This window comes from Streptococcus sp. 517s (assembly GCF_054445985.1).
Window position 1 is genome coordinate 100,001 of sequence record NZ_CM136847.1, and the last position, 19,810, is coordinate 119,810.

Annotated in this window: 23 protein-coding genes (1 of these 23 only partly in view); 22 read left to right on the top strand and 1 reads right to left on the bottom strand. The window is 42.2% G+C overall.

Annotated features, from left to right (window positions below; genetic code table 11):
• The 8 genes from ACVX3R_RS00535 to ACVX3R_RS00570 all read left to right on the top strand — a co-directional run.
• Positions 1–319, top strand: partial view of a glutamate--cysteine ligase family protein gene (locus ACVX3R_RS00535; RefSeq protein ID WP_458795083.1) — the final stretch only. It extends 959 nt beyond the left edge of the window; the window shows 319 of its 1,278 coding nt (coding positions 960–1,278); the start codon falls outside the window, past its left edge; the stop codon is at positions 317–319.
• 75 nt (positions 320–394) lie between these two features.
• On the top strand, positions 395–1,879 hold the full coding sequence (gene thrC, locus ACVX3R_RS00540) for a threonine synthase (protein ID WP_458795084.1): 1,485 nt from the start codon (positions 395–397) through the stop codon (positions 1,877–1,879).
• 60 nt (positions 1,880–1,939) lie between these two features.
• Positions 1,940–3,220 carry an MATE family efflux transporter gene (locus ACVX3R_RS00545; RefSeq protein WP_458795085.1) on the top strand — a complete coding sequence of 427 codons (1,281 nt, stop codon included), beginning with the start codon at positions 1,940–1,942 and terminating at the stop codon, positions 3,218–3,220.
• Between the two features lie 3 nt (positions 3,221–3,223).
• On the top strand, positions 3,224–3,844 hold the full coding sequence (locus ACVX3R_RS00550; RefSeq protein ID WP_458795086.1) for an HAD family hydrolase: 621 nt from the start codon (positions 3,224–3,226) through the stop codon (positions 3,842–3,844).
• Positions 3,845–4,008: 164 nt separating this feature from the next.
• The gene (locus tag ACVX3R_RS00555; RefSeq protein ID WP_458795087.1) at positions 4,009–5,208 is read left to right on the top strand and encodes a LysM peptidoglycan-binding domain-containing protein; all 1,200 of its coding nucleotides are present in this window, start codon (positions 4,009–4,011) and stop codon (positions 5,206–5,208) included.
• Between the two features lie 149 nt (positions 5,209–5,357).
• The gene (locus ACVX3R_RS00560; RefSeq protein WP_000184913.1) at positions 5,358–6,221 is read left to right on the top strand and encodes a DUF2262 domain-containing protein; all 864 of its coding nucleotides are present in this window, start codon (positions 5,358–5,360) and stop codon (positions 6,219–6,221) included.
• Positions 6,222–6,379: 158 nt separating this feature from the next.
• Positions 6,380–6,805 (top strand): MarR family winged helix-turn-helix transcriptional regulator, encoded by a 426-nt coding sequence (locus ACVX3R_RS00565; protein ID WP_000723482.1) that lies wholly within the window; start codon positions 6,380–6,382, stop codon positions 6,803–6,805.
• Positions 6,806–6,815: 10 nt separating this feature from the next.
• Complete coding sequence (locus ACVX3R_RS00570) at positions 6,816–7,178, top strand: DUF1304 domain-containing protein (RefSeq protein ID WP_458795088.1); 363 nt, start codon at positions 6,816–6,818, stop codon at positions 7,176–7,178.
• A gap of 40 nt (positions 7,179–7,218) precedes the next feature.
• Here ACVX3R_RS00570 and ACVX3R_RS00575 read toward each other — a convergent pair whose 3' ends face one another.
• Positions 7,219–8,076 (bottom strand): DUF975 family protein, encoded by an 858-nt coding sequence (locus tag ACVX3R_RS00575; RefSeq protein ID WP_458795089.1) that lies wholly within the window; start codon positions 8,074–8,076, stop codon positions 7,219–7,221.
• Between the two features lie 116 nt (positions 8,077–8,192).
• On the opposite strand from ACVX3R_RS00575, the gene tgt reads away from it, so the two are divergent.
• The 14 genes from tgt to ACVX3R_RS00645 all read left to right on the top strand — a co-directional run bounded on the left by tgt (position 8,193) and on the right by ACVX3R_RS00645 (position 19,740).
• On the top strand, positions 8,193–9,335 hold the full coding sequence (gene tgt / locus ACVX3R_RS00580) for a tRNA guanosine(34) transglycosylase Tgt (protein WP_001285249.1): 1,143 nt from the start codon (positions 8,193–8,195) through the stop codon (positions 9,333–9,335).
• A 130-nt stretch (positions 9,336–9,465) separates the two neighbouring features.
• Positions 9,466–11,283, top strand: coding sequence for an acyltransferase family protein (locus ACVX3R_RS00585; RefSeq protein ID WP_458795090.1), 1,818 nt, complete (start codon positions 9,466–9,468; stop codon positions 11,281–11,283).
• A 140-nt stretch (positions 11,284–11,423) separates the two neighbouring features.
• Entirely contained in the window at positions 11,424–12,575 is a 1,152-nt protein-coding gene (gene nagA, locus ACVX3R_RS00590) for an N-acetylglucosamine-6-phosphate deacetylase (protein WP_458795091.1), read from the top strand.
• Positions 12,576–12,729: 154 nt separating this feature from the next.
• Positions 12,730–13,095 carry a DUF1033 family protein gene (locus ACVX3R_RS00595; protein ID WP_167266647.1) on the top strand — a complete coding sequence of 122 codons (366 nt, stop codon included), beginning with the start codon at positions 12,730–12,732 and terminating at the stop codon, positions 13,093–13,095.
• A 61-nt stretch (positions 13,096–13,156) separates the two neighbouring features.
• The gene (gene comGA / locus ACVX3R_RS00600) at positions 13,157–14,098 is read left to right on the top strand and encodes a competence type IV pilus ATPase ComGA (protein ID WP_458795092.1); all 942 of its coding nucleotides are present in this window, start codon (positions 13,157–13,159) and stop codon (positions 14,096–14,098) included.
• The gene (gene comGB / locus ACVX3R_RS00605) at positions 14,046–15,062 is read left to right on the top strand and encodes a competence type IV pilus assembly protein ComGB (RefSeq protein WP_458795662.1); all 1,017 of its coding nucleotides are present in this window, start codon (positions 14,046–14,048) and stop codon (positions 15,060–15,062) included. Before comGA ends, comGB begins: the two co-directional genes overlap by 53 nt.
• Before the next feature lies 1 nt (position 15,063).
• Positions 15,064–15,387 (top strand): competence type IV pilus major pilin ComGC, encoded by a 324-nt coding sequence (gene comGC, locus ACVX3R_RS00610; RefSeq protein WP_061853386.1) that lies wholly within the window; start codon positions 15,064–15,066, stop codon positions 15,385–15,387.
• Positions 15,350–15,784: a competence type IV pilus minor pilin ComGD gene (gene comGD, locus ACVX3R_RS00615; protein WP_458795093.1), complete on the top strand. Its 435-nt coding sequence runs from the start codon at positions 15,350–15,352 to the stop codon at positions 15,782–15,784. The genes comGC and comGD overlap by 38 nt, the downstream gene beginning before the upstream one ends.
• Positions 15,747–16,049, top strand: coding sequence for a competence type IV pilus minor pilin ComGE (comGE, locus tag ACVX3R_RS00620; RefSeq protein WP_458795094.1), 303 nt, complete (start codon positions 15,747–15,749; stop codon positions 16,047–16,049). Before comGD ends, comGE begins: the two co-directional genes overlap by 38 nt.
• Positions 16,012–16,473 carry a competence type IV pilus minor pilin ComGF gene (comGF, locus tag ACVX3R_RS00625; RefSeq protein WP_458795095.1) on the top strand — a complete coding sequence of 154 codons (462 nt, stop codon included), beginning with the start codon at positions 16,012–16,014 and terminating at the stop codon, positions 16,471–16,473. The genes comGE and comGF overlap by 38 nt, the downstream gene beginning before the upstream one ends.
• A complete protein-coding gene (gene comGG / locus ACVX3R_RS00630; RefSeq protein WP_458795096.1) occupies positions 16,451–16,864 on the top strand; it encodes a competence type IV pilus minor pilin ComGG in 414 nt (137 codons plus the stop codon). The genes comGF and comGG overlap by 23 nt, the downstream gene beginning before the upstream one ends.
• A gap of 32 nt (positions 16,865–16,896) precedes the next feature.
• Complete coding sequence (locus ACVX3R_RS00635) at positions 16,897–17,487, top strand: class I SAM-dependent methyltransferase (RefSeq protein WP_458795097.1); 591 nt, start codon at positions 16,897–16,899, stop codon at positions 17,485–17,487.
• A gap of 58 nt (positions 17,488–17,545) precedes the next feature.
• Positions 17,546–18,499 carry a class I SAM-dependent methyltransferase gene (locus ACVX3R_RS00640; protein WP_458795098.1) on the top strand — a complete coding sequence of 318 codons (954 nt, stop codon included), beginning with the start codon at positions 17,546–17,548 and terminating at the stop codon, positions 18,497–18,499.
• 50 nt (positions 18,500–18,549) lie between these two features.
• Positions 18,550–19,740: an acetate kinase gene (locus ACVX3R_RS00645; protein WP_458795099.1), complete on the top strand. Its 1,191-nt coding sequence runs from the start codon at positions 18,550–18,552 to the stop codon at positions 19,738–19,740.
• Positions 19,741–19,810: the final 70 nt, after the last annotated feature.

A 19,810-nucleotide genomic window follows, 5' to 3' on the forward strand; every position in this document is an offset into this window, starting at 1 on the left:
AGGAACGGTTGAGTTTCGCAGTGTTTGTACTCAGCCGCTTGATAGGACTTTTGCTTCTGCAGCCTTTCACTTGGGATTGTTGGTTAATTTAGACAAACTGGAATCTTACTTAGAAGCAGCACCTTTCTTTAAAGTATTTGGGCGTAATTATAAGTTTTTAAGGCGACAATTTTCTAAAAAACAACTCACAGATGAGGAGGAAGCTGCGATTCGAGAGTTTTCTAAAGGCTTACTCCTTCTAGCTGAGCAAGGACTGGAGAAGAGAGGCAAGCATGAAATGACCTACTTACAGCCTTTGAAAGAAGAATTGGGACTATAATTTCTCTTATAAAGCGAGAATTTTCTGAAAAATCATGATATAATGAAAGAGACTATAGATAAAGGATAGAGAGTAATGACATTAGTTTATCAATCAACGCGTGATGCCAACAATACAGTAACTGCCAGCAAAGCAATTTTGCAAGGTTTAGCGACGGATGGTGGTTTATTTACACCGCTTACTTATCCAAAGGTGGATTTGGACTTTGAAAAATTGAAAGATGCTTCTTACCAAGAAGTGGCTAAATTAGTTTTGTCAGCCTTTTTAGATGACTTTACTGCGGAGGAGTTGGACTACTGTATCAACAATGCCTATGATAGTAAGTTTGATACTCCAGCTATTGCGCCATTGGTGAAACTGGATGGGCAATACAACTTGGAACTCTTCCATGGTTCAACCATTGCCTTCAAGGATATGGCCTTGTCTATCTTGCCATACTTTATGACGACGGCCGCTAAAAAGCATGGTTTGGAGAACAAAATCGTCATTTTGACAGCGACATCTGGTGATACTGGGAAAGCGGCTATGGCAGGGTTTGCGGATGTGCCTGGAACTGAAATTATCGTCTTTTATCCAAAGGATGGTGTCAGCAAGGTACAAGAGTTGCAAATGACTACTCAGACTGGCGACAATACTCATGTTATCGCTATTGATGGAAACTTTGATGATGCGCAAACAAATGTGAAACATATGTTTAACGATATAGCTCTTCGTGAAAAGTTGGCTGCCAATAAACTGCAATTTTCATCAGCTAACTCTATGAACATTGGTCGTTTGGTACCACAGGTTGTTTATTATGTCTATGCCTACGCTCAGTTGGTCAAGGCTGGTGAGATTGTGGCTGGTGAAAAGGTCAATTTCACAGTACCAACAGGAAACTTTGGAAACATCTTAGCTGCCTTTTATGCTAAGCAAATTGGTCTACCAGTTGGCAAATTGATCTGTGCTTCAAATGACAACAATGTCTTGACTGACTTCTTTAAAACACGTGTTTACGATAAGAAACGTGAGTTTAAGGTGACGACTAGTCCATCTATGGATATCTTGGTATCTTCAAACTTGGAGCGCTTGATTTTCCATCTTTTGGGAAATGATGCGGTTAAGACAGCTGAACTCATGAATGCCTTGAATACACAAGGACAATATGAATTGACAGACTTTGATGCAGAGATTCTGGATCTCTTTGCAGCTGAATATGCGACTGAGGAAGAAACAGCAGCAGAAATTAAACGTGTTTATCAAACAGATGCCTATATTGAGGATCCACATACGGCGGTTGCCTCAGCAGTTTATAGAAAATACCAAGCGGCTACTGGCGATGAGACTAAGACAGTGATTGCTTCAACAGCTAGTCCATACAAGTTCCCAGTAGTTGCAGTAGAAGCTGTAACAGAAAAAGCAGGTTTAACTGACTTTGAAGCTTTGGCTCAATTACATGAAATCTCAGGAGTGGCAGTGCCACCAGCAGTTGATGGCCTTGAAACAGCACCGGTTCGTCATAAAACAACAGTGGCAGCTGCTGATATGCAAGCAGCAGTGGAGGCTTATCTAGGGCTTTAAGACAGAGGGAGTAAACTCGGTTGGGAAACCAACTGAGTTTCTTTTCATCAGGAGGAGAGATTGTTTAAGAAAAATAAAGACATTCTTAATATTGCATTGCCAGCTATGGGTGAAAACTTTTTGCAAATGCTCATGGGAATGGTGGACAGTTACTTGGTCGCTCACTTGGGACTGGTAGCTATTTCGGGTGTTTCAGTGGCTGGCAATATTATCACCATTTATCAGGCGATTTTTATCGCTCTGGGAGCTGCTATTTCCAGTGTTATTTCAAAAAGTTTGGGGCAGAAAGATCAGTCCAAGCTAGCCTACCATGTGACTGAGGCGTTGAAGATTACTTTACTATTAAGTTTCCTTTTAGGAGCTTTGTCTATCTTCGCTGGACAAGAGATGATAGGACTCTTGGGGACGGAGAGGGATGTAGCTGAGAGTGGTGGAATCTACCTATCTTTGGTGGGTGGATCAATTGTTCTCTTGGGCTTGATGACGAGTCTAGGTGCCTTGATTCGTGCAACGCATAATCCGCGTCTACCCCTCTATGTTAGTCTTTTATCCAATGCCTTGAATATTCTTTTTTCAAGTCTAGCTATTTTTATCCTTGATATGGGCATAGCGGGTGTTGCTTGGGGGACTATCTTGTCTCGTTTGGTTGGTCTTGGGATTTTGTGGTCGCAATTAAAACTTCCTTATACGAAACCGACTTTTGGACTGGATAAAGATTTACTGACCTTGGCTTTGCCAGCAACTGGAGAGCGGCTTATGATGAGGGCTGGAGATGTAGTGATCATTGCTTTGGTCGTTTCTTTTGGGACGGAGGCAGTGGCGGGAAATGCAATCGGGGAGGTTTTGACCCAGTTTAACTATATGCCTGCCTTTGGTGTCGCTACGGCAACGGTCATGCTGGTAGCTCGAGCAGTTGGAGAGGATAATTGGAAAAGAGTAGATAATTTGAGCAAACAAACCTTTTGGCTTTCTCTGCTTCTCATGTTACCCTTAACTCTCAGTATCTATGCCTTAGGGATACCACTGACTCATCTATATACGACGGATCCTATAGCAGTCGAAGCGAGCGTTTTGGTGGCACTATTTTCTCTATTGGGAACTCCCATGACGATAGGAACAGTCATCTATACTGCAGTTTGGCAGGGTTTGGGGAATGCTCGACTTCCCTTTTATGCAACAAGTATTGGGATGTGGTGTATCCGCATTGGAACAGGATATCTGATGGGGATTGTTCTTGGTTGGGGTTTACCTGGTATTTGGGCAGGGACTCTTTTGGATAATGGTTTCCGTTGGTTATTTCTACGTTACCGTTACCAGCGTTATATGATGTTGAAAGGATAGAAGATGCAAAAAACAGCTTTTATTTGGGATTTAGACGGGACTTTATTGGATTCTTACGAAGCGATTTTGTCAGGGATTGAGGAGACTTTTGGTCAGTTTTCTATTCCTTATGATAAGGAGAAAGTGAGAGAGTTTATCCTCAAGTTTTCTGTGCAGGATTTGCTTGTGCAGGTGGCAGAAGATAGAAATCTGGATGCGGAAGTGCTCAATCAGGTACGTGCCCAGAGCTTGGCTGAGAAGAATGCTCAGGTAGTTTTGATGCCATGTGCGCGTGAGGTGTTGAATTGGGCAGACCAAGTAGGGATTCGGAACTTTGTTTACACTCATAAAGGGGACAATGCTTTTGCCATTCTCAGAGACTTGGGGTTGGAATCCTATTTCAAAGAGATTTTAACCAGTCAGAGTGGCTTTGCGCGCAAGCCCAGTCCAGAAGCGGCGACCTATCTGCTAGACAAGTATCAGCTGGATCCTGAGAACACCTATTATATAGGAGACCGGACTTTGGATGTGGAATTTGCCCAGAATAGTGGGATTCGAAGCATTAACTTTTTAGAATCTTCTTTTGAAGGCAATCACAGGATTCAAGCACTAGCAGATATTCCTCATATTTTTGAGAGTAAGTAACGAGAAGATTGTGTCAGTTTTGTGACAGAAACCTAACAAACTATTTCAAGTAATCGAGTTTGTTACAGGGAATAGACAGTTCTATTAAATAGGCCCGAGAGGGCTTTTTTTTTCTTTTTTTGTGTTATGATAGACGGGTACTCATTTGAAAGGAATATGAACGAATGAAGAAAAGAATTATTTTTGCCTCAACAGTAGCCTTGTCATTTGCCCCAGTATTGGCAACCCAAGCAGAAGAAGTCCTTTGGACTGCACGTAGTGTTGAGCAAATCCAAAACGATTTGACTAAAACGGACAACAAAACAAGCTATACAGTACAGTATGGTGATACCTTGAGCACCATTGCAGAAGCCTTGGGTGTAGATGTCACAGTTCTTGCTAATTTGAACAAAATCACCAATATGGACTTGATTTTTCCAGATACTGTCCTCACTACAACTGTCAATGAGGAGGAAGAAGTGACGGAAGTTGAAATCCAAACTCCTCAAGCAGATTCTAGTGAAGAAGTGACGACTGCGACAGCTGATTTGACGACCAACCAAGTAACAGTCGATGAACAGACGGTTCAAGTAGAAGATCTTTCTCAACCAATTGAGGAAGTACCCAGTGCAACCGAGACGGAAAAACCAGCAGAAGTAGCGCCAAATTCAGAAGCTTCTGAGATCGCGACTGCTACTGAAGAGACACCATCTACAGAAGAACCTGTGGCAGAAGAATCAGCTGAAACGACTCCAGAAGAAGCACCAGTTGCAGAAACAACTGAATCAACTAGTCCAGTTGAAGAAGAAACTCCTCAAGCGCCAACACTAAGTACTGAAGAAACGACAACAACGACTCCAGCAGAAGCCCCAGTAGCAACTGAAACACCTGCTGATACAACAGGAACAAGTGCAGCAGAAGAAACAACAAATTCTGATACTACAACTTTGACTTATCAAGCAGAGCAAAGCCAAACTCCTTCAAGAATTTATTCAGCTCCAGCGGCTCCTGACTATGCAGGACTTGCTGTAGCTAAGTCTGAGAATGCTGGTCTTCAACCACAAACTGCAGCCTTTAAAGAAGAAATTGCCAATTTGTTTGGAATTACATCCTTTAGCGGCTACCGTCCTGGTGACAGTGGAGACCATGGTAAAGGATTGGCCATCGACTTTATGGTCCCAGTGAGTTCAGCACTTGGTGATCAAATCGCGGAATACGCGGTTCAAAATATGGCTAGCCGTGGTATCAACTACATCATCTGGAAACAACGTTTCTACGCTCCATACGATAGTAAATATGGACCAGCCTACACTTGGAATCCAATGCCAGACCGTGGTAGTGGGACCGAAAATCACTATGACCACGTTCACGTATCAATGAATTAAGAATAATAAGAAGCTATACATTTAAAAGTGTAGCTTCTTTTTGTGTAAAATAGTATTGATAAGTGAAATAAAATCTAAAACATGTTAAAATGTAAGCGAATACAAAACCATACTAACGCTTTTAAGCATAGAGAGAAAGGATGAAGTGAATGACAAATCGATTAAAAACTCCATTTGAGAAAACAAGAGATGATTTTGAAGAGGAATTTTGTGGTGAAATTGTCGAATTCTTGATTTTTACCCTCCAAAATGTAACTGGGGCCGCTTCTTTAAAAGATGGTTGTAAAATGCCGTCCGTTCATTTTAAAGCTAGTGTCAATGTTGCAACCCAGGAATTCTCTGAACGTGAGGGACGTTTGGAATGGGTATTGACTCCTGAGGAATTTGAAGAAAAGAGATGGGGCTTTAGTTTTGAACCCTACAAAATTCATCATATCAAATGTCAAAAACGCCCCTTCATGGAGTTAGAGCCATATATGTCAGAAGTAGCTAATAACTGCTATCACTTGCTGGAATACCTAGATGACCAATCCTCAGACTCTAGGTTAGAGACCTTGATTGAAACCTATCAAAAACCGGTCATCATTCAAGACGATATTGGCGAATTCACCTTAAACAGAGCCTATTCTTGGTTTGAAGGATTTATCACTTACGAGGGTGGTAAGATTCATGCTATCTTTGCTGCGAGTGCAGATGAAAGTCTCCCTCCAAGTTCTTTTGATGATCTAAAGAAATTTATGGGAACTTTCCAAGTTCAAGATACCCGGATTAAAGACTATATTGTCAAAGAACTGTGGGAAACAGCTCAAGACTGGATAGATTCAGATGAAAATGATGTGGAGTTAACAGAAGAGTATTTTACCAACTCTCTTTCCTTGAGTGAACTATCGATCAACGAAGACGGGGAATTGACCCTCTACTATGATGATAGCGAGGAAATTTTTGCAGGTCATGCCATCGAAGTTGTCATTGATAAAGAGGGAGAAATCCTTCGAGCAGATTTGGTAGGTTAGTGCTGGATTTTATCTAGAATATAGAAATAATAGCCTTTTGGGATTGAAACCAAGAGGCTATTTTTCGTGAGTAAGCAAAATAGTTGCGTTTTTAATCTTTTTGTAATACACTTGATAAATCAATAGTTGATAAATCAAGTGTATGCAAGGAGGTAGAAATGAAAAAAATTAACGACTTACTGTACCAGCTCCATTTAACAGATCAGATGATCACTCAACTTTTTGAGAAACAATTGGGAATTAGTTTGACCCGCTATCAAATCTTGCAGTTTTTACTGCAGCAGTCACCCTGCAACCAGATTGCCGTTCAGGAGAAGTTGCAAATCGACCAGGCGGCCTTGACCCGTCATTTTAAGATACTAGAGTCAGAGGGCTATGTCAGTCGCAAGCGTAATCCGGCCAATCAGCGAGAAGTCTTAGTTGAATTAACCCAAGAAGCCAAGAATCAACTCTTAGTCAGTCCGCCTAAACATCATTTGCGAGTGAAGGAACAGATGGAGAGCATCTTATCGACAGCCGAGCAGAAAGAGCTGACAACTTTACTGACGAAACTAGTGTCAGGTCTAGAAAAAATAGAATTTTAAGGAGAAAACGATGTCAATCATTACTACTATTTTAGCAACCCTTGTTGCCCTCGAACATTTTTATATCTTTTATTTGGAGAGTATGGCAACACAATCGGATGCAACCAGCCGAGTCTTTAATATGGACAAGGAAGAGTTGACTAGACCCTCTGTCACCTCACTGTTTAAAAACCAAGGGATTTATAATGCTTTGATAGGGGTCTTTCTCTTGTACGGGATTTATTTTTCGCAAAGCTTGGAAATTGTGACCATCTTTGTTTTATTTGTGCTTGGTGCAGCGACCTACGGTTCTCTGACAGCAGACAAGAAGATTATTCTGAAGCAAGGTGGGCCTGCTATTTTGACTCTGCTGAGTATGCTACTTTTGAAATAAGAAAACCAGCGTTTTGAACGACGCTGGTTTTTGTAGGTTCTTATCCATTTCGACGTTTACGGGCTAGTAGGACTCTGTAAAAGAAGATGTGATTGTTTTGGATATAGGGAAGGATTGAAAAACTAGCAATTCCAAAGGTGATCCAGTTGAGGAAGTACCAAGGGAATAGTTGTAGGTCGAGGACAAAGCGCTGGAATTTATAGCCTTTCATCAAGAAACGGCTAGTTTTCAGGATTTGGCTTGGTTTAGCCTGTCCTAAATCCAGAGTGTCGCAGAGGAGGAATTCTACCTGTGAGTAGGCATAATGTTGCGGAACGTAGAGGATGTTCCCTACAATCATCAAGATGAGACTCGCGAAAAAGTAGAGGCCAAAGGTCAGAAGGAACTGCTCGGTTTCAATGGATGAGAGGTCTAGTTTTGGAAATTCTGGATGTAGGGCGACAAATCTCCGAGCCAAGAGATTGCTATAAAAGAGAAAATAAACGCCTACTAAGTTTGGAATGCTCCATAAAAAGAGGTAGAAACGTTTGAGGAGCAGAGTTAGGAAGGTTTGCGAGAAGCGCTCTTCAGCAAAGAGGGTCAGGCTTGATTTTACTGAAAGTTCCGTATCAGGATCCTTGAGAAGTCGGAGTGTCGCAAAGGCAGCACCTGCTAGAAAAATAGCGCTCATAAAAGAAACCACTAGCGGGAAGAGATAGGCTTGGAGCACTTGTGCCAGCATGCTGAAAAAGGATTGCTCTAAAACACTTTCCTGGAGACGAGCCAAAGGGTTGAGAAAGCCTGATAAGATAACCAGTATGCTAGGTAAGAGATAGACGAGAAAGAGGCGGGGATTTTCGGCCTGAAAGTTCCTAGTCTGCAGACGAATAGTTTTTAAATCAATTTTTGGGTGTTTCATTCTTTCATTATACCATAGTTCGTGACAGTTCCTGGTTTTTTTGATAAAATCATACAGTATGCCTTTGGGCACAAAGTATGAACTGGGACTGTCTTTCCCAGCTTCGGAGGTAGAAAATGTCAGATTCACCAATCAAATACCGTTTGATTAAGAAAGAAAAACACACAGGAGCTCGTCTGGGAGAAATCATCACCCCGCACGGTACCTTTCCAACGCCTATGTTTATGCCAGTTGGGACCCAAGCTACTGTCAAGACCCAGTCGCCAGAGGAGTTGAAGGAGATGGGATCAGGGATTATCCTGTCTAATACTTATCATCTCTGGCTTCGTCCTGGAGATGAACTCATCGCACGCGCAGGCGGTCTCCACAAGTTCATGAATTGGGATCAGCCAATCTTGACGGATAGTGGTGGTTTCCAGGTTTATTCCCTAGCAGATAGCCGAAATATCACAGAAGAAGGCGTAACCTTTAAAAACCATCTCAATGGTTCTAAGATGTTCCTATCGCCAGAAAAAGCCATTTCTATTCAGAATAATCTAGGTTCAGACATCATGATGTCCTTTGATGAATGTCCTCAGTTTTACCAACCTTACGACTACGTTAAGAAATCCATCGAGCGTACTAGCCGTTGGGCTGAGCGTGGTTTGAAGGCTCACCGTCGTCCACAGGACCAAGGTTTGTTTGGAATTGTACAGGGGGCAGGCTTTGAAGACCTTCGTCGTCAGTCAGCTCATGACCTTGTCAGCATGGACTTTCCAGGCTACTCTATCGGTGGTTTGGCAGTAGGAGAAACGCACGAAGAGATGAATGCAGTTTTGGACTTTACAACCCAACTACTACCTGAAAATAAACCTCGCTATTTGATGGGTGTAGGAGCGCCAGATAGCTTGATCGATGGGGTGATTCGTGGAGTGGATATGTTTGACTGTGTCTTGCCGACTCGTATCGCTCGTAATGGGACTTGTATGACTAGTCAGGGTCGTTTGGTTGTCAAAAATGCCCAGTTTGCTGAGGACTTTACGCCGCTAGATCCTGAGTGTGATTGCTACACATGTAAGAACTATACACGCGCTTATCTTCGTCACCTGCTCAAGGCTGACGAAACCTTCGGTATCCGCTTGACAAGTTACCACAATCTTTACTTCTTGCTTAACCTGATGAAGCAAGTGCGACAAGCCATCATGGACGACAATCTCTTGGAATTCCGTGAGTATTTTGTTGAAAAATATGGCTATAATAAGTCAGGCCGTAATTTCTAAAGTGTAAAAATAGAATACTGGAATCCTAAGTTTTCTCTTAGGATTTTTCTTTTTTTTTTGATAAAATAAGGTGTATTATGGAATAAAATTAGATGTTTTTACGATCTAATTGAGTGGGGAATAAACTCGTATGCGTATTAAATGGTTTTCCTTGATTAGGATTACAGGTTTACTTTTGGTGCTCTTGTACCACTTCTTTCAAACGATCTTTCCTGGAGGCTTCTTTGGGGTAGATGTCTTTTTCACTTTTTCAGGATTTTTGATCACTGCCCTCCTTTTAGAAGAATTTGGGAAAAAACGCCAGATTGATTTGTTGGGCTTTTTTAAGAGACGGTTTTACCGCATCGTGCCACCTGTAGTTCTGATGGTTTTGGTGACCATGCCCTTTACCCTCTTAGTTCGCCAAGACTATGTTGCTGGAATTGGTGGCCAGATTGCTGGAGTTCTCGGTTTTATGACCAACTTCTATGAGATGTTAACAGGGGGAAGTTACGAATCCCAGTTCATTCCGCATCTCTTTGTTCACAACTGGAGTCTGGCTGTTGAGGTTCACTACTATATTCTTTGGGGCTTAGCGGTTTGGTTCTTATCCAAACGCTCAAAATCTAGTAGCCAATTGAGAGGGATGGTCTTTCTCCTTTCTGCGGGAGCTTTCATCATTAGCTTTTTCTCCATGTTTGTTGACAGTCTAATAGTTAGTTCCTATTCATCTGTCTACTTTTCAAGTTTGACCCATGTCTATCCCTTCTTTTTAGGAAGCATTTTGGCGACGGTTGTAGGTGTTCGTCAGACGAGTGATTTAGTCAAGCAGTTTGATCGGACGTGGGATCTTCGCCAGAATCTACTGGTGTTTGCTGCAGGTCTCTTGGTATTAGTGCTCTTGACTTTCTTTGTCAAGTTCACTTACCTGTTTGCGTACTTATTTGGCTTCTTGCTAGCAAGTTTAGCAGCAGTGACCATGATTTTTGCTGCGCGTGTTTTGCATGAGAAAACGCCTGAGATACAAGAACCTCATATAATCACATTTTTAGCGGATACCAGCTACGCGGTTTATCTCTTCCACTGGCCTTTTTATATTATCTTTTCGCAGTTGATGAGCAATCTGCCCGCTGTTATTTTAACCGTTATCTTTTCCTATTTCTTTGCTATCCTATCCTTCTATATTATTGAGCCACTGATTGCCGGTAAGACCAACGCTTTAGTTAGAAAAATCACTAAACTGCACCATATCAAACCTATTAGTGCTAGTGTTGTGGGTGCCTTTTCCTTACTTACTTTGATTATCATAGCTATGGCTCCTCAAGTTGGAGCTTTTGAGACAGACTTGATGATCAATGGTTTCAAGCAAGCTCAGACCAATATAGGACAAACAAAGACTCTTGCTGAACAAGCTGAAGTCAGTCGTCTAGGAATTTCTGAGGGAACAAGCCTAATAGGAGATTCGGTAGCCTTACGTGCCAATACAGCCTTAAAAGAGGCGCTTCCTGATGCAAATATCAATGCTCAGGTTAGTCGAACGACCAAGCAAGCTAATGACATCATGCTCAATAACAGTCAGAATAAGGCGCTGCTAAAAACTGTTGTCATTGCAACGGGAGTCAACAATCCTGAAGGTTATAAGAATGACTTGGACAGCATCGTGAACAATCTACCGAAAGGACACCATCTGATACTGGTGACCCCTTATGAGGGAGATAAGAGCAAGGACACTTATACATCAGTGGAGCAGTATGCGGCTTATGCGAGAGAATTAGCTGAAAAGAACCCATATGTGAGCATCGCTGACTGGAATAAGGTCGCTAAGGAACACCCTGAAATCTGGGCTGGAACTGATCAAGTCCACTTTGGAAATGATAGCAACATGATTGAAGAAGGTGCTAAACTTTACGCAGAGACGATTGCAGCTGCTGTTAAGGCTGCTCAAGAACTGCCTGTGAAATCAAAATAAGATCAAAGAGTTGGAGAAATCCAGCTCTTTTAAAATATCTCTAGAAAATAGGTCTATACCATTTACAAATGAAAAAGAAAGGTTTATAATGTAATTGACATAATAAATTGTAGAATCAATCTTTTAAGGAGGTTATCATTATGCCTAACTATATTAAAGCGGATCAGTTTTTCTACCCACACGGGGTTCGTCGTGGTGGTTACTTGGAACTTGTGGATGGTAAGTTTGGAAAGCATGTGGAAGAGATTCCTGAAGGCGCTGACATCATTGACTATACAGGCTACAGCATTGCCCCAGGACTTGTGGATACCCACATTCATGGTTTCGGCGGTGTGGATGTCATGGACAATAACATCGAAGGTACCCTTCATACCATGAGTGAAGGATTGCTTAGCACGGGTGTTACCAGCTTCTTGCCAACGACGTTGACTTCCTCTTATGAACAATTGCTTGCAGTAACAGAAAATATTGGTGCTCGATACCAGGAAGCAAGTGGAGCCAAGATTCGTGGAATCTATTTTGAAGGGCCTTATTTCACAGAGAAATACAAGGGAGCTCAAAACCCTGCCTATATGAAAGACCCTCGTATGGATGAGTTTCGTGCTTGGCAAAAAGCAGCCAATGGTTTGCTCAATAAAATTGCCCTTGCACCAGAACGTGAAGGTGTAGAAGACTTTGTTCGTACGATTACGGGCGAAGGTGTGACCGTTGCTCTTGGACACTCAAATGCGACTTTTGATGAAGCTAAAAAGGCAGTCGATGCTGGAGCAAGTGTTTGGGTACATGCCTACAACGGAATGCGTGGGTTGACTCACCGTGAGCTCGGTATGGTGGGAGCCATGTATGAATTGCCACATACTTACGCAGAGTTGATCTGTGACGGTCATCACGTGGATCCAAAAGCCTGTGACATTTTGCTCAAACAAAAAGGAACTGAAAATATCGCCCTTATCACAGACTGTATGACAGCTGGTGGCTTGGAAGACGGAGATTACATGTTGGGAGAATTCCCGGTAGTAGTTGCTAATGGAACTGCTCGCCTCAAATCTACAGGCAATTTGGCAGGTTCTATCCTCAAACTCAAAGACGGTTTGAAGAATGTGGTCGAATGGGGCATTGCGAATCCGCATGAAGCAGTCATGATGGCCAGCCTCAACCCAGCAAAATCTGTTCACATCGATGATGTCTGTGGTCAAATCCGTGAAGGTTACGACGCCGACTTTATCGTTCTAGATAAAGATTTGGAATTGGTAGCAACCTACCTAGATGGTGTGAAACGTTATCAAGCCTAAGAAGATAAAAAATAGGGGTCAATAAGGGACTCCTATTTTTATTATCAGATGAAAATAATAGGATTAAAGAAATTTCTAATGTGGGAAACAAGCAAAATCCTTTTCTTGTATTAAAAAATTAGATATAATATACGGTACAAAGGAAGTAGTAAGAATGTATCGTGTTATAGAAATGTACGGAGATTTTGAACCGTGGTGGTTCATAGAAGGTTGGGAAGAAGATGTCATCATGAGTCAATCTTTTGACAAGTATTATGATGCTCTAAAATATTATAAATCATGCTGGTTTGAGCTGGAAAAGAAGAATCCTCTTTATAAGAGTCGGAGTGATTTGATGACTATTTTTTGGGATCCTGCTGATAAACGCTGGTGTGATGAGTGTGATGAGTATTTGCAGCAGTACCATTCTTTGGCACTTTTACAAGATGGGCAAGTCATCCCCGATGAAAAGCTACGTCCAGGTTATGAAAAACAAACAGGTCAAGAAAAACACCGTTCTTGCCGTATGAAATGGAGATAAAAAGTAACTTTTTAAGTTACTTTTTTTATTTTTTTGCGAATAGTTAGATAAGGAGGGCGGTATGGTACAAGAAATTGCACAGAAAATTATTGCGACTGCGAAAGAAAAGAAGGCTCAGGATATCTATTTTATCCCCAAGGGAAAGTCCTACGAGCTTCACATGCGGGTTGGAGACGAACGATGTCTCGTTGACTCCTATGAGTTTGATGTTTTAGCTGCTGTGATTAGTCATTTTAAGTTTGTAGCGGGTATGAATGTAGGGGAGAAGAGACGTAGTCAGCTGGGATCTTGCGACTATCAGCGTGGGGAGAAGGTGTCTTCTCTGCGTTTGTCTACCGTAGGAGATTATAGGGGACATGAGAGTTTGGTTATTCGTTTGTTGCACGATGAGGAGCAGGAACTGCATTTCTGGTTTCAGGATATGAACGAACTGGGTGAGCAGTACAGGCAACGGGGCCTCTACCTTTTTGCGGGTCCGGTCGGCAGTGGCAAGACGACTCTGATGCACGAATTAGCCAAGTCCCTGTTTAAGGGGCAGCAAGTTATGTCTATCGAAGACCCAGTAGAAATCAAGCAGGAAGACATGCTCCAGTTACAGTTGAATGAGGCGATTGGCTTGACCTATGAAAATCTCATCAAACTGTCTCTCCGGCATCGTCCTGACCTCTTGATTATTGGTGAAATTCGGGATAGCGAGACGGCACGTGCAGTGGTCAGAGCCAGTTTGACAGGGGCGACAGTCTTTTCAACCATTCATGCTAAGAGTATCCGAGGTGTTTATGAACGCCTTCTGGAGTTGGGTGTGACGGAGGAGGAACTAGCAGTTGTTCTGCAAGGCGTCTGCTACCAGAGATTAATCGGGGGAGGAGGAATCGTTGACTTTGCAAACAAAGACTATCAAGAACACCAGCCAACTAGCTGGAATGAGCAGATTGATCAGCTTCTTAAAGATGGACATATCACAAGTCTTCAGGCTGAAACGGAAAAAATTAGCTACAGCTAAGCAGAAGAAAATCATCACTTTGTTTAACAACCTCTTCTCCAGTGGCTTTCATTTGGTGGAAATTATTTCTTTCTTGGGCAGAAGTGCCCTGCTAGAAAAGGACTATGTGGCCCAGATGCACCAAGGCTTGGCTCAGGGGAAATCATTCTCAGAAATGATGAACAGCTTGGGCTTTTCAAGTGCTATTGTGACCCAGTTATCTCTAGCTGAAGTGCATGGAAATCTTCACCTGAGTCTGGGGAAGATAGAAGAATATCTGGATAATTTGTTCAAGGTCAAGAAGAAGTTAATTGAAGTGGCGACCTATCCCCTGATTTTGCTGGGATTTCTCCTGCTAATCATGCTGGGGTTGAGAAACTATATACTTCCCCAACTGGACAGTAGCAATATTGCCACTCAAATCATCGGCAATCTGCCACAAATATTTCTGGGACTAGTGCTGGTTTGCTCTCTATCTTTACTTTTAGCCCTCACTTTCTACAAAAGAAGTTCCAAGATGCGGGTTTTCTCGATGTTGGCACGGGTTCCCTTTCTAGGAATCTTTGTCCAGACCTATCTGACGGCCTATTATGCGCGTGAATGGGGCAATATGATTTCACAGGGGATGGAGCTGACGCAGATTTTTCAGATCATGCAGGAACAGGGTTCTCAGCTCTTTAAAGAAATCGGTCAAGATTTGGCTCAAGCCCTGCAAAATGGCCGCGAATTTTCTCAAACCATAGCGAGATATCCATTCTTTAAGAAGGAGTTGAGTCTCATCATCGAGTATGGGGAAGTCAAGTCCAAGCTGGGGAGTGAGTTGGAAATCTATGCGGGAAAAACTTGGGAAGCCTTTTTTACCCGAGTCAACCGCACCATGAACTTAGTACAGCCATTGGTTTTTATCTTTGTGGCCCTGATTATCGTTTTACTTTATGCGGCAATGCTTATGCCCATGTATCAAAATATGGAGGTAAATTTTTAAAATGAAAAAACTCATGATAAATTTAAAAAAAGCCAAGGTTAAAGCTTTCACTTTGGTAGAAATGCTAGTCGTCCTTTTAATCATCAGCGTTCTTCTCTTGCTCTTTGTGCCCAATTTGACCAAGCAAAAGGATGCCGTAGATGACAAAGGAAAAGCTGCTGTTGTCAAGGTCGTGGAAAGCCAGGCAGAACTTTATCGTTTGGATAAAAATGATGATGCCAGCCTCAGCAAATTACAAGCGGACGGTCGTATCACTGCTGAGCAAGCCAAAGCTTATAAAGACTACCATGCAAAACAAAAAACAAGCCAAACCGTTGCAGATTAAGGCCTTTACTATGCTTGAAAGTCTCTTGGTTTTGGGACTTGTGAGTATCCTTGCTTTGGGCTTGTCCGGCTCAGTTCAGTCCAGTTTTGCAGCGGTGGAAGAGCAGATTTTCTTTATGGAGTTTGAAGAACTCTATCGGGAAACGCAAAAACGCAGTGTTGCTAGTCAGCAAAAAACCAGTCTGAACTTAGATGGACAGACGATCAGCAATGGCAGTCAAAACTTGACCGTTCCTAAAGGAATTCAGGCGCCATCAGGACAGACGATTCACTTTGACCGAGTTGGGGGCAATTCGTCCCTGGCTAAGGTGGAATTTCAGACCAGCAAAGGAGCGATTCGCTATCAATTATATCTAGGAAATGGAAAAATTAAACGCACTAAGGAAACAAAAAATTAAGGCAGTGATCTTACTAGAAGCAGTAGTAGCGCTAGCTATATTTGCCAGCATTGCAACCCTCCTCTTGGGACAAATTCAGAAAAATAGACAAGAAGAGGCAGAAATCTTGCAAAAGGAAGAAGTCTTGCATGTAGCTAAGATGGCTCTGCAAACAGATCAAAATCAAGTGAAGGTAAATGGAGTGGAAATCCAGGTGTTTGCTAGTGAAAAAGGAGTGGAGGTCTATCATGGTTCAGAGAAGTTACTCGACCTTAAAGAGCAGTAAGGTAAGAGCGTTCACTCTTTTAGAATCCCTGATTGCCCTTATTGCCATCAGCGGGGGCTTGCTCCTCTTTCAGGCTATGAGTCAGCTCCTCATTTCAGAAGTTCGTCACCAGCAGCAAAGCGAGCAAAAGGAGTGGCTCTTGTTTGTGGATCAACTGGAGGCAGAGTTAGAGCGTTCGCAGTTTGACAAGGTGGAAGGCAATCGCCTCTACATGAAACAGGATGGTAAGGATGTATCTATAGGGAAGTCTAAATCGGATGATTTTCGGAAGACCGATACCAGCGGACGGGGCTACCAACCTATGGTTTATGGACTCAAATCAGCACAGATTACAGAGGAAAATCAAGTGGTTCGTTTTCGTTTCCAGTTTCAAAAAGGCTTAGAAAGGGAGTTCATCTATCGTGTGGAAAAAGCAAAAAGTTAAGGCAGGAGTTCTCCTCTATGCAGTCACCATGGCAGCCATTTTTAGCCTTTTGTTGCAGTTTTATTTGAATCGGCAAGTAGCCCATCACAAAGATTTTGCCCTAAACAAAGAAAAGTTGGCAGCTTTTGCCATGGCCAAGCGAAGCAAAGAGAAGGTTGAGCAAGAAAGTGGGGAACGAGTCTTCAACTTAGGAAAAGTCAGGTATCAAAATACGAAAACAGGTTTTGCAACAAGTGTTCGAATGAATAAGAGCAATTATGAATTTCTCTTTCCTCCGATGAAAATCCAAGAAAAGAAAACAGCTAAAAAGGAAGAGGTAGCGACTGATTCAAGCAATCAAGCAGGGAAGAAAAAATCAGAAGAAAAGCCTGAAAAGAAAGCCAATTCCTAGGCAATTCAACTTCTTTGTGTTAAACTAAAAGCATGAAACATGATTTTAATCACAAAGCAGAAACCTTTGATTCGCCCAAAAATATCTTTCTTGCAAATTTGGTTTGTCAAGCAGTTGAAAAACAGATTGCTCTTCTATCAGACAAGGAAATATTGGACTTTGGTGGTGGGACAGGTCTATTAGCCTTGCCCCTGGCCAAGCAGGCTAAGTCAGTTACCCTTGTAGACATTTCAGAGAAAATGCTGGAGCAAGCCCGTTTGAAAGCAGATCAGCAAGAAATCAGGAATCTTCAACTCTTGGAGCAGAATTTACTGGCAAATCCCTTGGAGCAACAATTTGACCTGATTGTTGTTAGTCGGGTTCTTCATCATATGCCTGATCTAGATGCGACTCTTGCCATGTTTCACTATCATCTTAGGGAGAATGGACAAGTCCTCATTGCTGATTTTGTCAAGACAGATACCAACCATCACGGTTTTGAATTGCCTGAACTGGAAAATAAGCTCGCCCAGTTTGGTTTTTCGAGCATTGACAGTCAGATTCTGTACAGTGCAGAAGGTCTTTTCCTCGGAAATTACGCAGAGCTCTTTTTAACTGTAGCCCAAAAATCACTCGCTGACTAAAGCAGTGATTTTTTCTCTTCAGATGGAAAAAAGGAGGGAAATTTGATAAGATAGGAATATGAATTTTGAAAAAATAGAACAAGCTTATACGTACTTACTAGAGAATGTCCAAGTCATCCAAAGTGATTTGGCAACCAACTTTTATGATTCCTTGGTAGAGCAAAATAGTATCTACCTAGATGGCGAGACCGAGCTAGAACAGGTCAAAGAGAACAATCAAGCCCTTAAACGCTTAGCGCTTCGTAAGGAAGAGTGGCTCAAGACCTACCAGTTTCTCTTGATGAAGGCAGGACAAACGGAGCCTTTACAGGCCAATCACCAGTTTACACCAGATGCCATTTCTCTCCTCTTGGTACTTGTTGTAGAAGAGTTGTTTGAACAAGAGGAAATTAGCATCCTCGAAATCGGTTCTGGTATGGGGATTTTGGGGGCTACTTTCTTAACTTCTCTTGCTAAAAAAGTAGATTACTTGGGAATTGAAGTGGATGACTTGCTGATTGATTTGGCAGCAAGTATGTCAGATGTGATTGGTTTACAGGCTGGATTTGTCCAAGGAGATGCCGTTCGTCCGCAAATGCTTAAAGAAAGCGACGTGGTCATCAGCGACTTGCCTGTTGGCTATTACCCAGACGATGCCGTCGCTTCACGCTATCAAGTGGCTTCTAGTCAAGAGCATACCTATGCCCACCATTTGCTGATGGAGCAAGGCCTCAAGTACCTTAAGTCAGATGGCTATGCTATTTTTCTAGCTCCGAGTGATTTATTGACCAGTCCTCAAAGTGACTTATTAAAAGGGTGGCTCAAAGACGAAGTGAGTCTGGCTGCTATCATCGCTCTGCCAGAGGATATTTTCTCAACTGCAAGCCAAGCTAAAAGTATTTTTGTCTTACAGAAGAAAAGAGATAAAGTAACAGAACCCTTTGTCTACCCTCTTACTAGCTTGCAAGATCCATCAGTTTTGTTGACCTTTAAAGAAAATTTTCAAAATTGGAGCAAAGGTACTGAAATATAAAAGAGATTTTGTTATAATAGATGAAAACGCTTAAAAAGAGGTATCATCTTATGACAAAAACAATTGCAATCAATGCAGGAAGCTCAAGCTTGAAATGGCAACTTTATCAAATGCCTGAGGAAAAAGTTTTGGCTAAAGGCTTGATTGAACGTATTGGATTGAAAGATTCAATTTCAACAGTAAAATTTGACGGTCGTTCGGAGCAACAAATTCTTGATATTGAAGACCACACGCAAGCCGTTAAAATTTTATTGGATGACTTGATTCGTTTTGACATTATCAAAGGGTACGACGAGATTACAGGTGTCGGACACCGCGTCGTTGCAGGTGGTGAATATTTCAAGGAATCAACAGTTGTTGAGGGAGATGTGATAGAAAAAGTTGAGGAGTTGGGACTCTTGGCTCCTCTTCACAATCCAGCCAACGCAGCTGGAATTCGTGCATTTAAGGAATTGCTTCCAGATATTACCAGTGTTGTTGTATTCGATACTTCATTCCACACAACCATGCCAGAAAAGGCTTATCGCTACCCTCTACCAACTAAATACTACACAGAAAACAAGGTTCGTAAATATGGTGCCCACGGGACAAGCCACCAGTTTGTCGCAGGAGAAGCAGCGAAACTTTTGGGCCGTCCTCTAGAAGATTTGAAATTGATTACCTGCCATATTGGTAATGGGGCTTCTATCACAGCTGTTAAGGGTGGGAAGTCTGTGGATACTTCTATGGGATTCACACCACTTGGAGGTGTGATGATGGGAACTCGTACAGGAGATATTGACCCTGCTATCATCCCTTATCTCATGCAATATACAGAGGATTTCAATACCCCAGAAGATATTAGCCGCATTCTCAATCGTGAATCAGGGCTCATGGGAGTTTCTGGTCAGTCAAGCGATATGCGTGATGTGATTGCTGCCATGGAAGCAGGAGACCATGATGCGACTTTGGCTTATGAAATGTATATTGATCGTATCCAAAAACATATTGGCCAATATCTTGCAGTCCTAAATGGAGCAGATGCAATTATCTTCACAGCAGGTATCGGTGAAAATGCAGCAAATTTCCGTGAGGATGTCATTTCAGGTATCTCTTGGTTTGGTTGTGATGTAGATCCAGAAAAGAATGTCTTTGGTGTAACGGGAGACATCTCAACGGACGAAGCGAAAATACGTGTCTTGGTTATTCCAACAGATGAAGAATTGGTGATTGCACGCGATGTTGAGCGCTTGAAAAAATAAGTAAATACACGTAAAATTTGATTGTGAAAAGAAGTTGGGAAAGAGATTTTCCAGCTTTTTTATGTAGAAA